This window comes from Pyrobaculum sp. (assembly GCF_049971835.1).
Taxonomy (GTDB): Archaea; Thermoproteota; Thermoprotei; order Thermoproteales; family Thermoproteaceae; genus Pyrobaculum.
The window spans coordinates 1-13178 of the sequence record NZ_JBMFKV010000046.1 but is presented as its reverse complement, the minus strand read 5'-3'; the positions used below and the strand labels follow the sequence as shown (position 1 = coordinate 13178).

The window sequence follows — 13178 nt, the reverse complement described above, 5'->3', positions numbered from 1 at the left end:
GAGGTCGTGGGCGTGGAGGCGAGGCTAGAGGGCTTCACCGCCGAGGGCAAGAGGCCGAGGGCCAAGTTGGTGATCAAGCTAGGCGGAGAGGAGGCTGAGTTACCAATATACTTACAGAAAGACAACACCGTGGAGCTCCACTTCGGCACAACCGACCGCGCCGAGGCTGAGCGTAGGGCGGCTGTACTAAGGACAACGGGCGTGAAGGCGGAGGTGAAAAGGAAATACGACAAATCCCTCGGCCGCGACGTGTGGCAAATAGCCGCAACTACCAACGCGCTGGCCGCTGACCCCGTCCACGAGGCTGTTAGAAAGGCTGTGGCGGAATTTTTGGAGAAGTGTAAAGAGGCTGGTGCCATCGGAGAGGAGGCGTACAGCCGCCTAGCCGCGAAGTTCGAGAGGGGTGTACCAGAGTGGGGCGATATCAGGTTCTCCGTATGGCTGACGAAAAACGGCGCTGTAGAAGTAGTCTACGAACCCAGAGATCTCCAGTCCTTTACAAAGGCAGTCAACTTCCTAAGGGGGCTTGGCCTAGAGGGCCGTTGCGAGAGCGACTGGTGCATAGTACACTTCACAGCCAGAGAGCCGAGAGAGGGTGAGAGGGGCTTCGTGCGCATTACCGTAGACGGCCTTAGGTACATCGGCTGGCTCGCCAGCCGCGGCAACGAGAGGGCCCAGCGGCTGAAGGAGGCGCTCCTAAAAGAGGCCGAGGCGAAGGGCGTGGAGGTGCGCCAGCGGCTGGAGGAGTACTTCCGCGAAGGAGAGCAGTGGGGCACCGTAAAGCCGCCCATCGAGAAGGAAGTTGAGGTAGAGGGCAAGAGGGTGAGGGTGAGGGTCGAGGCTGTGGAGGCATGGAGAGAGAAGAGCAAGAAGACGGAGCACTTGGTCATCATGATACGGGCAAAGGTGGTTGAGGAGAACAGCGAAGTAGCGGTGGAGAAGGAGGCAAAGTTCTACAAAAGCGGCGGTAGGGTCTACGGCTACGTAATCATACACGAGGAGGGCGGACGCGAGACGGACTACCTAAGAACAGCCGCAGTGCTGAAAACACTAGGCGTAGAGAAGTGGCGCAGAGAAGAAAGACAGATAAAACTCACCGGCGGCGCCCTAGACGCCCTCATGCGCCTAGAGCCGGTGTTCACAAGCATACACGACATATAACGCCGTATTTAGGCGCCGCCTCTCCGGTATCTATTCACAAGCTCCCTAAGCACCACCTCGTCAACTCTCACCTTCCTCACAGCCAGCTCCTTGACGGCGTCCAGCACGTAGTCCACCAGCTCGTCGCTCGGCTCCACCCCGATGTTCTTCAACGCCCACGCCACGGAGTGCCGACCAGAGTGCTTACCCAAGACAATCCTCCTTCTGTTCCCCACATCCTCAGGCCTCATGGGCTCGTAGGTGAAGGGGTTGTTCAACACCCCGTGGACGTGGATACCCGCCTCGTGACTAAAGGCGTTCTCCCCCACCACCGCCTTGTTAGGCGGGACCGGCACGCCGAACAGCTTAGAAACCAGCTGAGACAGCCCGTACAGCTTCTCAAGCTTTACATTAGTCCTCAAGCCCAGGAGATAGTGCACCGCCGCCACCACCTCCTCCAGCGCCGCGTTGCCCGCCCTCTCGCCGAAGTTGTTAACCACAACCTGCGCCACGTCCGCGCCGTTTTCAATAGCGGTGACCGTGTTGGCCACGGCCATGCCGAAGTCGTCGTGGCAGTGCACATGCATAGGCACAGGGGGCAGACGCTCCTTTAGGTACCTCACTAGGTAGGCCATTCTGCTGGGGGTCATGACCCCCACGGTGTCCGGCACATTTATCTCGTCAGCCCCCGCCTCAATGGCCCTCCTGTAAGCCTCCACTAAAAACTCCAAATCGCTCCTTGTCGCGTCCTCAGCGCTGAACAAGACCTCTACGCCGTGGGACTTTGTATAGGACACCACCTCCTCTATCCTCCTAAGAGCCTCCTCCCTGGAGATGCCGAGCTTGTACTTCAGATGGATATCGGAAGTCGCAATAAATACGTGGACCATGTCCACGTCGGCATCCAACGCGGCGTCCACATCGGCCTTAGACATCCTGGCTAGGCTGACTACCTTTGCGGTGGAAACCTCCTTAGAGATCTGCCTAATCGCCATCTTCTCGTCTCTCGAAACGGCGGCGAAGCCCGCCTCAATCATATCCACACCAGCCTCGTCCAGCGCCAAGGCGATCTGGAGCTTCTCGTCAGGGGATAGGGCGACGCCGGGCATCTGCTCGCCGTCTCTCAGAGTTGTGTCGAAGATCCTTATTGTACGAGCCCCGAAGCCATATGTGCCTAAATCTGCATCTATATAAATCTTTCCTCTTATATATCACCCACAAGGAATGTATATATACCCACGCCTATTAGCCGCACTATGAAGATTAGAGGGAGGGCAATTACATACGGCGACAAAATCGACACAGACGTCATTATCCCTGCCAAATATCTAGTATACACAGACCCAGCAGTGCTGGGCCAACACGCCATGGAGCCACTCGACCCTGAGTTCCCCAAGAAAGCGAAAGGCGCGATCCTAGTAGCCGGCAAGGCGTTCGGCATGGGCTCGTCGAGGGAACAAGCGGCCCTGGCCCTGAAAGGCGCCGGGGTGCTGGCCGTGGTGGCGGAGAGCTTCGCCAGGATATTCTTCCGAAACGCTGTCAACGTGGGGCTCCCAGTTCTCCAAGCGCCCGGAATAAGGCAGAAGGTAAGGGATGGAGACGAGCTTGAGGTGGACGTGGAAAGCGGGATTGTAAAAAACCTGACGACGGGCGAGGTCGTGGTGGGCAAACCGCTGAGAGGCCTGCCTCTTGAGATACTGAAAGCAGGGGGACTCCTCAGCTATCTAAAGAGATCTCAGTAGACGTCTTCTACAATTATCACAGAAATAAGGGGATTTGTAATCTGTGTCAAGCAACGAATTGCTGAAGTGCATTACGCATCTAGGGTTTTGGCAGTGGCCGAGGCCGTATAGGTGTCCTGCCTCGTGTGTAATTTCTTTTACTAGCCTCTCCTCGAACCGGGGCCCCCTGAGCCTGGCCGTGAAGACGGCGGCCGTCTTGAGGGCGGGCGCCGCGAGGCCAAAGACGAAGTTCAGCCCCGGGTAGTAGCCGTCGCAGTCCACGACGTAGACGGTGGGCTCTCTGACGCCGCTGGAGAGGGCGGCGACGAGTTTATCTGCTCTGCACTGGCCCCTCGCTGGCTCTATAAACTCAATAAATGAGATCTCTGCAGTGCGCCACTCTACCTCAAATTCGGGCACTAACAGCGGTCCAACTCCCGGAGGGGCCGCCACCACTAGCCTAGGCCTCATTTCTATAGACGAGGTACTGGGCGGCGGGACACGCGGCGCTACACATAAGACAGCCGATGCACTTGCTCTCGTCCACCTTGAAGGATCTGCCGGGGCCTGTCCTCCTCAAGGCGCCGGTGGGGCACCACCTCACGCAGAGATCGCAGTCGCCGCATATGGCAGACCTCACGAGTAGGCCGGCGGTGTCCAGCGCGGTTTTCCTGTCGACGCCGTGGATAAGCCACAGCCTCCCCAGTCTCTCCAGCTTGACGACGCCCTTCTTTGTGTGGACCGCCGTGCCCTCAACCCTCCCCATCATCTTCAGCAACTCCCCCAGAGTCTCCATATTCGGCTCGCCGTCGATATGTATTTTCAATGTCCCGCCGTCGACCTCTATTCTGACGGGTAGCGGCTTGCCCTCGTAGTTTTTAACCCACCTGGCCATGTCCCCCGGCACCCTCCCCCGCCACCTCCAGAGCCCCCACCGGATCTCCTCCTCGCTGTACTGCCTCCTAAGCGCCTTTTCCATTCTGTCGTAGACATCTGGATAGCTCCTCTTCACAAGCTCCAGCTCTGCCAGCTCGTTCGCAGGGCACACCACGCACCCCAGCCTGTCGAAGCCTCTCTCATACGCCTTGTTGTACGGAAGCTTGTGGAGGAATATGTAAAGCCACACCTCCAGCGCCGTCCAGTCCTGCAGAGGCGCCGCCACTATGGAGCCGGCGGCCCACCTACTTGGAGACACCCGGGGGAGCCTGGCCCTCTGGAAGGACTCGGCCCCCCTCTGCCCAACCACGCTGATATAGCCCTCGGGGAACCTCGACTTGAGAGCCTCCGCCGTGGGCCCCAGCTTAATAACCTTGCAACACCATCTGTAGTCCCGCGCGGGCGGGCCGAACCTCTCCATGGCCTCCCAGAACCGCGACCCCGCCGATCCAATGACGACCTCGACGCCGTATCTCTCGGCCACCACCTTCAAGTTTTCATACGTCTCGGGGGGCTCCAGCCCCGTGTCGTTGAAGTAAATGAGGAAAGCCACCCCGCTCCTCGCCGTCAGATCCAGCGCGACCAAGCTGTCTTTCCCGCCGGAGTAGGACACGACCACCGGCTTTCTGTACTTCGCCGCGACGGATTTTATAAACTCCGCCGCCTCCACCGCCTTCGCCTCTATATACTCTCGGTTGAACTCAGCGGCCTCGGCTAGAGAAGAGGGCCTCCCCGGCGGAAGCGGCCTCCTAGCCCGCCACGACTTGACCACGTGGAGCCGCCTCCCCCGGAAGAGCTTCGCGACGCCGTGCGTCCTGCCGTCAGCGGTGGCCACCGCCACATGTCTAAACTTCTCCTCCGGCAGGCGCCCCTCCACCACCCTCTCCGGATGTATGTCGTACCCCTCCGGGAGCTCCGCCATGTCGACAACAGCCCAGTACCCCCTCCGCATGTCTAGAGCCGTGGCCACCCCCTCGTACAGCGGCCTAAACCTCCACCGGCCCTCCAACACGTCGTAAAACCTGTGGCCGACGAGCCTCCCCCTCACCACCACCTCGTCGGCCTGATCGGCGTAGCCAGGTATCTTGTTTAAGAGAACCACCTCGTCTCCGGGCACCAGAACCTCCGCGAGCTCCCAGTCCCCCAGCTCGTTGGCCACTGCCTCTCTCGTGGCGGCTATATCCGCGGGGAAAGCCGGCCTCGGATCGGCCGGCTGGGTCAGCCTAACTTCTATAAAGCCGTTGCATCTATCCGCCGCCCTCTTGGGGTCCAGCACCGGGATGTTTAAATCCTCGCACCACCAGAGAGGCACTCGGGGATACGAGCTGTATAAATTAAGCTTTATAGCTACTCTATATACGTGGCGAAGATTTATAAATAGGTGGATTTCGCCATATATGCACCCGGGGAAAGAAGGGTCAAGATTCTCGACTCCACGCTGAGAGAGGGCGAGCAGACGCCGGGCGTCGTATTTTCAGAAGAGTGGCGTGTTAGGATCGCCAAGGCGCTGTCCGACATCGGCGTCGGGATGATCGAGGTGGGGGATCCCAACGTCGCCCCCGACATTAAATCCGCCATTAAGAAGATTGTCCAGCTGAAGAAGGAGGGGGCTATCCAGAGCGAGATTGTGGTGCACAGCCGGGCGGTTAAGCAGGATTTGGAGACGGCGGCGTCGCTGGAGCCCGACCGGGTGGCGGTGTTCTACGGCGTGAGCGACATCCACCTGAAGTACAAGCACCGGAAGACGAGGGAGGAGGCCCTCTCAGTAATCGCGGACATGGTGTCCATGGTGAAGTCCCACGGGGTGTCTGTGAGGTTCACGGCGGAGGACGCGTCTAGGGCCGACCTGGACTACCTCGTACAGGTGGTGAAGGTAGCCCGGGGCGCCGGGGCCGACAGGGTGAGCATCGCAGACACCGTGGGCGTGTTCACGCCGGAGAGGGCCCGGGAGTACTTCTCCAAGGTGAAGGCCGCGGTGCCCGACGTGGGGTTAGACATACACGCCCACAACGACTTCGGCATGGCTGTGGCCAACAGCCTCGCGGCTGTCGAGGGCGGGGCCGACGTGGTGCACACCACAGTCAACGGCCTTGGGGAGAGGGCGGGCATAACGCCTCTTCAGGTCTTCGCCGCCGCCTACTACTACCACAAGGGGGTCAAGCTGGTGAAGCTTGAAAAGCTACCGGAGATCACCGCCATGGTCGAGGCGGCCACCGGCATCACGCTGATGCCCACCTTCCCCGTGTCTGGGGAAAACGCCTTCACCCACAAGGCGGGGGTGCACCAGGCAGGTGTGCTGTCCAACCCGGAGACCTACGAGCCCATCCCGCCGGAGGTCGTCGGGAGGGCTAGAGACTTCTCCCTAGATAAGTACAGCGGGAGGAAGGCAGTCCAGCACCGCTTGGAGAGGCTGGGCGTCTCCGTGCCGCCGGATGTCGTCGACAAGGTTGTGGAGGAGGTGAAGAGGAGCAACGTGCCCAGACTTAGAGACGAGGACCTCCTGGAGATTCTGGAGAGGGTTACAAATATGAAGTTCAAGGCCATTGTAAATAGACACATAGAGGCCTTCGTCTGGCTGAAGGTGGCGAACAACGTCTACACCACGTCAGTGGCTAGGCGGGTCGCCGCGTTGAAAAATGTGGTGTCTGTATCTGAGATCACCGGCGACTACGACGTGGTGGTGAAGGTTGTCGCCGAAAACGCGGAGGAGCTAAGCCGCGTGATTGAAAACATAAGAGAAATCAAGGGCGTGGCGGCGACGCTGACAAGCCTAGTTCTAAAAGAGCTACCTGTCAACTCCCATACTATATAGCGGACAAGGTTTCTATACATATCAACGTTTTTAATAGCCGGGGGTTTGTCTCTCTATGAGGCACCTGCTGACGCTTATGGAGTTCGCCCCGCATGAGGTGGAGTACCTACTGCGCCTCTCGAGGGATTTCAAGACGCGGTATCTGGCTGGGGAGGTCTACACGCCTCTGTTTCCAGGGAGAATTGTACTGCTCTATTTTGAGAAGCACAGCACGAGGACCCGCCTGTCTCTCACCTCGGCGGCGGCTCAGCTGGGGATGCAAGCGGTGTACACCACGCCGAGCGAGCTCCAGCTGGCGAGGGGGGAAACCATCGCCGACACCATGAGGGTCGTGTCGAGGTACGCCGCGGCCGTCGCCGCCCGGGTGTACAGACACGAGACTCTTGAAGAAATGGCGCGCTACAGCTCTATACCGGTGATAAACGCGCTGTCCGATCGACACCACCCACTCCAAGCCCTGGCAGACGCCTTGACGCTGTGGGAGAGGGCCGGCCGGCTCCACCACGTCAAGGTGGCTTTTGTAGGCGACGTCTCTAACAACGTAGCCACAAGCCTCGCGGTTGTAGGCGCCAAGCTGGGCTGGGAGGTGAGGCTAGTGGGGCCAAAGCAACTGTGGAACCAGAAGCTGGTGGACGAACTCGCCGAGGACCTCTCCAAGACCGGGGGCAGGATCTACTTCACAGACTCAATAAACGAGGTGGCCGACGTGGACGGGGTCTACACAGACGTCTGGGTCTCCATGGGCTTTGAAAAGGAGGCGGAGGAGAGGAGGCGCCTTCTAAAGCCCTACCAGGTCAACCAGAGGGTGATGGATATCGCGGGGAGGAGGGCCGTCTTCCTACACTGCCTACCGGCCCACAGAGGCGAGGAGGTAACCGACGAGGTCATCGACGGCCCCCAGTCAGCCGTCTGGGACCAGGCGGAGAACAGGATGCACACGGCAAAGGCCGTCTTCGCCTACCTCCTAAAATAAGGCCGGGCGCTCTGCCACCGCAACCGCGTGGGGCACCTGGGTGGGGCGCGGCGGGGCTACGTATCTAAATTATGGGGTTTTCAACTTCTGAGGTACGGTCTTGGATCTACTATCTTCCCCTCGGCGGCCGCGGCTGCGGCGACGGCGGGGTTTGCTAGATATACCTTAGAGTCGGGGTGCCCCACCCTCCCCTTGAAGTTTCTATTACTCGTCGTCACCACCACCTCGCCAGGCCCGGCGACGCCGAAGTGTCCGCCGAGGCAGGGGCCGCAGGTGCCGTAGGTTACCACACAGCCTGCCTCAGTCAGGATGTCTATGTAGCCGAGCTTCATAGCCCTCCTGAATATCTCATAGCTGGCGGGTATGGCTATGCATCTGGTCTTCACCCGGCGGCCCTTCAGAATCTTGGCGGCTGTCTCCACGTCGCTGAGCCGCCCGTTGGTGCAACTACCTATAAACACTTGATCCACCTCTACCCCCTCCACTTCCCTCACTGATTTTACGTTGTCTACGCTGTATGGCGCGGCCACCAGCGGCTCGAGCCTCCCGAGCTCCACCGTGTACTTGTCGGCGTATTTGCCGGGCTCTATGCTGGGCGGGGTGTAGTCCACTCCCCTCTCCGTCTTTAGATAGCTGGCGGTGACTGAGTCTGGGATGAACATCAAGGCGTCGGCGCCCATCTCAGTGGACATGTTGGCCACGGTCGCCCTGTCGTCCATTGGGAAGGCCTTTGGCTTCTCTACAAATACCTCTACGGAGTACCCGTTGAAGCCCTCTGCCCCGAACTGGGCCAGAAGGTGTAGGGCCACGTCCTTCCCCACCACGCCCAGGGGGAACTCCCCAACCACGTCTACTCTAAAGGGCGTGGGAACCACGAGCCAGGTCTTGCCGAGCTTCAACGTGGCGGCTATGTCCGTGGCACCCATGCCGTGGGCGAAGGCGCCCACGGCGCCGGCGGTGTTGGTGTGGCTGTCGGCGGCGAAGATCACTTGTTCCGGAAGCGCGTACTTCTCCAGTATTATCTGGTGGAGTATGCCGCCCCCCACGTCGTAGAAGTTGGGCAGACCCAGCGACTTGACGTGCTTTCTTATGTAGACCATGATCTCCGCCGCCCTCTGGTTAGGCGCCGGCGAGAGGTGGTCAAAGGCCACCACTACACGGCCCTTATCGAAGACCTCCACCTTCCCCATGTGTTCCAGGACTTCGAGAACGTGGTAGCCAGTCAAGTCGTGGAACCCCACGAGGTCCGGCACCACCTCGACAACGTCACCTGGCGAGGGGGCGCGGCCAATTTTTTTGTAGAATATGTACTCGGTCCAGGTTGGCATATAGCTCCGTAGATTTCTATATAAAAAAGTTGTCTTCAGATGAAAAAGGGTGGGGTTTCTCTCAGCGGCTGAGTGCGGCGGTGGCGGCGGCGTAGGCGTCTACCAGCCCGTATCCCGTGAAGACGTCAAAGCCAGGCGGCCCGATGTCTTTGGCAGTGGAGGTGATTACTTGGTAAACCTCGTCTGGGGTGAGCATGGGCTTACCAGCGGCTAGCCTCAGCGCCTGTATCAACGCCACGACACCTGTTACGTGTGGCGTCGCCATGGAGGTGCCAGACATGTAGGCATATCTCCCGCCTGGGTAGGTGGATAGTATGTTGCTGATATGCGGCTACCACAAACCTCGCCCTTCAGGACGGGGTAGGGTTTTTAACGAGATGTCAATTTACTCATGGTGGCTAGGCGTTCTGTCGCTGTTCCGCTTCTGCTGGACGGGAACCAATTCCTCGACTATCTTGAGCTGGAAAGGGCGTATAGGAGGGCGAAGAAGGCCGTGGTGGAGTACCTGGTACAGAACTACGGCGGGAGGAGGGCCAGCTACTTCCGCGTGTGGCATGAGGTGAAAAATGCAGTGAAACGGCTAGGCCTGCCGTTTGCATACGCCCAGCAGGCGGTGAAAGACGCCGTAGAGGCGTACAACGCCTGGGCAACGGCTGGCGGGAGGCCGCCGGAAATCAGAAAGGTATCCCCCTACACAGACGAGAGGGCTTGGCGCCTCAACTCGGCGACTGCTTTATCTATAAGGCTCATGTCCGGGAGGCATGTGGTAGAGCTGTGGCCGCACAGGAGGTTCTGGCTCTTCGAGTGGCTTGTCAGGACTGGGAGGGCCAAGCGCGCCGGTACAATACGCCTTAAACGAGTCAAAAATCAAGTTTATGTCATATTTACATACGAAATTGAGCCTGAGGGGGAGAAGGAGCCAGTAGCGGTCACAGCTTTCGACGTGAACGAAAACACAGTCGTAGCGGCTAGAGTAGATTTGAAGGCTTCGGTCGACAGAGTCGCCCGGTGGAACAGAGAGTGGGTACAGCCTATTTCAATTAGGGTATTCCGCACCGACTTCGGAAGGCTGGCAAGGAGGTACGACGCGATACGCAGGAAGTGGGCCGAGGAGCTCTCCGTTGAGATAAACGGGAGGAAGCTCTCCGGCACCCAGATCAGGAAGTTCAGAAAGCGGGTTAAGAAGTTAAGAGAAAAGAATAGGAGGCGTGACAGAGTAAACAAGACGGCGCATGAACTGACTAGGGAGCCCGCTATTCTCGTCACTGAGGACTTGGGCGAGAAGCCGCAGGATGAGATGGTCAAGAAGGGCAAAAGGAGTCCGCAGCTCAGGCACCGCGTCAAGCAGACTCCGATGAAGGCGGTTGTGGAGAAGGTGAAGGATAAAGCCGCAGAACGCGGCCTGAAGTTCGTGTTGGTCTCGGCCTACAGAAACTCCAAGACCTGTCCAGCGCACGGCGAGAAGCTTTCCTTCCCGACGGGGCCTAAGATAGGCCTCTGCCCGAGGGGGCACTGGGTCCACAGAGACGTGGCCTCAGTCCTCAACATGTTGAGAAAAGTTGCGGAGAGGCTGGAGCCGAAGTACGCAGAGGCTGTGAGGAAAGCGCTGTCAGAAGTGGATGAAAGACAATTGGAGAAGTGGTCAACTATGGTGCTGATGGCAGAACAGCCGATTCAAGCTCAGCGGCCCGCAGTGCTGGCCCGGGCCAGCCCCATAATCCCGCCGGGCAAGGAGACGGTGATCTCGGCGGGGATCGAGGGCGCCCATGAGCCGTTCCACAGGGCGGGGAGGAGGTCAGCTCCATCGGCGTAGACTCGGCGGCGGTCAAGAGGCCGTAGGCCGCAGTGTAGAGCCGCCCTCCTGGGTTGAAACGCATGCCGCAGGCCCCCACGGCGCCGTGGCTAAGTCTGCACCTCCTGTGGCATAGGGTGCACACAACCGCGCCGCCCTCGCGCCGGGCATAGGTCGACTCCCTCACGTTGGGCAGCCCCAGCAACCCCTCATCCGGCCTGTAGAGCGGGCGGGGCCAGGAGTACACTGGCACGTCTAGAGGAGTGCGGCTGGTTAAATGCTTAAAACACCACCTCGTGGGCAACATGAGGATTTGTGACTGCCGAGGGCGAGTCTGAGCGGGTGAAGACTCGCGGCCTTACATTGTAGCTCAGGGATGACCAAGTAAAGTTTAAATATTGATGTGTTTCGTGCGCCATGTCTCTCCTTGTCGTATTTAGAGGAGATGTGCCGCGGGAGTGGAGGGAGCTCGGAATCGAGGGCGTCGAGGTGGCTTCTGCTAAAAACGGCGTGGGGGATATCTCGGGCAAGTTTGTCGTGGTTGTCGGGGATAGGGAGCTGGCTGAGAGGCTGGGGGTTGCCTACTTCACAGAAGAGGAGGCCGCGGAGTTCCTCAGCTTTTTAAAGTCCTACGTCTCCTCATATAGAAAATAGCTCCGGCCACCGCCGCCGCGAGTACTGGCGCCAGGGCGTATACCCACGGCGTGTTGGCGCCGCTCTGCTGTTGCGCCGCGCCGGGGCCCCCCGTCCGTGGGAAGGGGGCGGAGAACCGCGAGCCGTTGGCCACTGTTATGGTGAGGGTGGTGGGGATTGTGTAGTAGTTGCCGTATTGATCTGTGTAGGAGACGGCGAGGTCTATCTGGTACTGGCCGGGCGCCGTGGCGTTGAAGCTGAGGGGTATCGTGGTGGTCTGCTGGGGGTCCAGCTGGCCGGCGAAGTATATGGGCGACGTCACGGGCCTGATACCCCTAGGCACCCTCGCCTCTACCTGAAGGTTGGTGACGGGGGTGAAGCCCTTGTTTACCACTGTTATCGAGATGTAAAAGGTCCTCCTGGGCTCTGGCGTAGTGGGGACTACGGAGATGTTTGTGATGTTTACCGCCGGCGTCTGCAGAGCCTGTAGGTATATGGTGCCCTGGGCGGTGCTTGTGGTGCCAAGCTCGGTGGTGTAGATTATGTTGTAGGTCAGGGCTACAGAGCCGCTGTAGGTAGCTGGGATTATGAAGGATACGGGGAGCTGTACGCTGTCGAGGGGGGCAAGGCGGCCTATCTGGAAGGTGTAGGTGGAGGCGAGTATGTTGCCAGAGGCGGGGGAGACCGTGACCACGGCTTTCTGCACCGCGACGTCGCCGCTGTTGATTACCGTTAGGACGACGGTGCGGTTGCCGCCGGACTTGACAATGGAGGGCGTGGGCAAGACGGTGAATATGCTAGAGGAGGTTACGGGGAGGTTTACTGTGTACTGGTCAACACCGGCACTGTGGTACACTGTGACTGATATAACGACCGGCTGGTTTGACAGTGGGGTCACCAGGAGGCTCGCCGCCGCCTTACCCACGCCGCCGAAGTAGTAGGGCTGGGGCTTGTCAACCGCGGCGTTTGAGACAGATACAGACGCGTTGAAGGGCCCCGGCGCGGCGACGGCTAGAGTCACGTTGTTGGTTACGCCGGAGATAAGCCTAGAGGGCCTCACCTCCACACGCGCCGCGCCGCCCGCGGACTGTTGCGTGGCGGCAGTGGCGGTTATCTGCTCTGTCTTCGACACGCCGAGGGTCTGGTAGGTGACCTGTGCCGTGAAGGTGACCACGCTGGCCACGGGGTAGACGTCGATCTGGGCGCTCCCCCTCCCGCCCCTGATCTGGACTGTGAAGCTGGACTGCGGCGCCGCCGCGCCCGCCGCGGACACCACTGCAACCCCGTCGGCGTTTACCGGAAGCTGGATCGTGACGTTGACCTTGTTGAACCTATTTAGGTATAGGGTGGTGGGGCTGATGTAGAGAACAGGCGGCGGAGCGGGCGCCGCGGCGAGGGGGACTGTGTAGGTCAGCGCCACGGGGTTGCCCAGCCAATCCCTCGCCTGCATGGAGACTACGAGGCTTGCGGCGGGGCCGTCGGCTATGGCCACGACGGGCACCTCTGCGTAGGTGCCATTTATCCGGTACAGACCCGTGGGGTAGAGGATCCTCGCCCCCTGGCCCTGGACGGCGACGGAGGCGGTGAGGGCGTAGGGGCTTTTAATTACCAGCGTCAGCTGGCTGGGGATGCCTATATATGCCACTCCCCTCGCGGAGATCTCCGCGGTGGGGTACGGCGGTATGTAAACCGAGTCGTACTCCACCTTCTCCATGCCGTCGGTCAGGGCCGACCCCGCGGATCTGTACCTGGCTCTAAGCACGGCGTTTACAGGGCACGTGACATTCAGCGCGTTTGCCACCACTCTGATGTTTACAGTCACAATCCCCGGTCCCGCGGAGGG

Annotated in this window: 11 protein-coding genes and 1 pseudogene; 6 read left to right on the top strand and 6 right to left on the bottom strand. The window is 59.8% G+C overall.

Features of this window, described 5'->3' with window-relative positions:
• A partial coding sequence (locus ACP5J3_RS05755) for a PaRep2b protein (protein ID WP_428494796.1) occupies window positions 1–1161 on the top strand: 1161 nt, incomplete at its 5' end.
• Window positions 1162–1169: 8 nt separating this feature from the next.
• On the opposite strand, the gene ACP5J3_RS05750 is transcribed toward ACP5J3_RS05755, so the two are convergent.
• Complete coding sequence (locus ACP5J3_RS05750; protein ID WP_428494797.1) at window positions 1170–2330, bottom strand: homocitrate synthase family protein; 1161 nt, start codon at window positions 2328–2330, stop codon at window positions 1170–1172.
• A gap of 66 nt (window positions 2331–2396) precedes the next feature.
• Between ACP5J3_RS05750 and ACP5J3_RS05745 the strand changes: the two genes are divergently transcribed.
• Complete coding sequence (locus ACP5J3_RS05745) at window positions 2397–2882, top strand: 3-isopropylmalate dehydratase small subunit (protein ID WP_428494795.1); 486 nt, start codon at window positions 2397–2399, stop codon at window positions 2880–2882.
• On the opposite strand, the gene ACP5J3_RS05740 is transcribed toward ACP5J3_RS05745, so the two are convergent.
• Together ACP5J3_RS05740 and ACP5J3_RS05735 are read right to left on the bottom strand one after the other, a co-directional pair.
• The gene (locus ACP5J3_RS05740; protein ID WP_428494794.1) at window positions 2865–3332 is read right to left on the bottom strand and encodes an archaemetzincin family Zn-dependent metalloprotease; all 468 of its coding nucleotides are present in this window, start codon (window positions 3330–3332) and stop codon (window positions 2865–2867) included. The two genes, ACP5J3_RS05745 and ACP5J3_RS05740, sit on opposite strands and share 18 nt — an antisense overlap.
• The gene (locus ACP5J3_RS05735; RefSeq protein ID WP_428494793.1) at window positions 3322–5109 is read right to left on the bottom strand and encodes a phosphoadenosine phosphosulfate reductase family protein; all 1788 of its coding nucleotides are present in this window, start codon (window positions 5107–5109) and stop codon (window positions 3322–3324) included. Before ACP5J3_RS05735 ends, ACP5J3_RS05740 begins: the two co-directional genes overlap by 11 nt.
• 69 nt (window positions 5110–5178) lie before the next feature.
• On the opposite strand from ACP5J3_RS05735, the gene lysS reads away from it, so the two are divergent.
• Together lysS and argF are read left to right on the top strand one after the other, a co-directional pair.
• Window positions 5179–6609, top strand: a complete 1431-nt coding sequence (lysS, locus tag ACP5J3_RS05730; protein ID WP_428494792.1) for a homocitrate synthase — start codon at window positions 5179–5181, stop codon at window positions 6607–6609.
• Between the two features lie 55 nt (window positions 6610–6664).
• Window positions 6665–7582, top strand: a complete 918-nt coding sequence (argF, locus tag ACP5J3_RS05725) for an ornithine carbamoyltransferase (RefSeq protein WP_428494791.1) — start codon at window positions 6665–6667, stop codon at window positions 7580–7582.
• 80 nt (window positions 7583–7662) lie between these two features.
• Here the strand turns inward: argF and ACP5J3_RS05720 are convergent, their stop codons facing one another.
• On the bottom strand, window positions 7663–8910 hold the full coding sequence (locus ACP5J3_RS05720) for a 3-isopropylmalate dehydratase large subunit (RefSeq protein ID WP_428494790.1): 1248 nt from the start codon (window positions 8908–8910) through the stop codon (window positions 7663–7665).
• Window positions 8911–8971: 61 nt separating this feature from the next.
• Window positions 8972–9229: pseudogene (locus tag ACP5J3_RS05715) on the bottom strand (S8 family serine peptidase); the annotation flags it as partial.
• Window positions 9230–9304: 75 nt separating this feature from the next.
• Between ACP5J3_RS05715 and ACP5J3_RS05710 the strand changes: the two are divergent.
• Both ACP5J3_RS05710 and ACP5J3_RS05705 read left to right on the top strand, forming a co-directional pair.
• Window positions 9305–10723, top strand: a complete 1419-nt coding sequence (locus ACP5J3_RS05710; RefSeq protein ID WP_428494789.1) for a zinc ribbon domain-containing protein — start codon at window positions 9305–9307, stop codon at window positions 10721–10723.
• A gap of 396 nt (window positions 10724–11119) precedes the next feature.
• Entirely contained in the window at window positions 11120–11356 is a 237-nt protein-coding gene (locus tag ACP5J3_RS05705) for a hypothetical protein (RefSeq protein ID WP_263243281.1), read from the top strand.
• Here the strand turns inward: ACP5J3_RS05705 and ACP5J3_RS05700 are convergent.
• On the bottom strand, window positions 11316–13178 hold a 1863-nt coding region (locus ACP5J3_RS05700; RefSeq protein WP_428494788.1), incomplete at its 5' end, for a hypothetical protein. The two genes, ACP5J3_RS05705 and ACP5J3_RS05700, sit on opposite strands and share 41 nt — an antisense overlap.

Bases quoted from the DNA above. Each gene is read 5' to 3' on its own strand.
- ACP5J3_RS05745 (WP_428494795.1), top strand. From the start codon at position 2,397: ATGAAGATTAGAGGGAGGGCAATTACATACGGCGACAAAATCGACACA.
- ACP5J3_RS05740 (WP_428494794.1), bottom strand. From the start codon at position 3,332: ATGAGGCCTAGGCTAGTGGTGGCGGCCCCTCCGGGAGTTGGACCGCTG.
- argF (WP_428494791.1), top strand. From the start codon at position 6,665: ATGAGGCACCTGCTGACGCTTATGGAGTTCGCCCCGCATGAGGTGGAG.
- ACP5J3_RS05720 (WP_428494790.1), bottom strand. From the start codon at position 8,910: ATGCCAACCTGGACCGAGTACATATTCTACAAAAAAATTGGCCGCGCC.
- ACP5J3_RS05705 (WP_263243281.1), top strand. From the start codon at position 11,120: ATGTCTCTCCTTGTCGTATTTAGAGGAGATGTGCCGCGGGAGTGGAGG.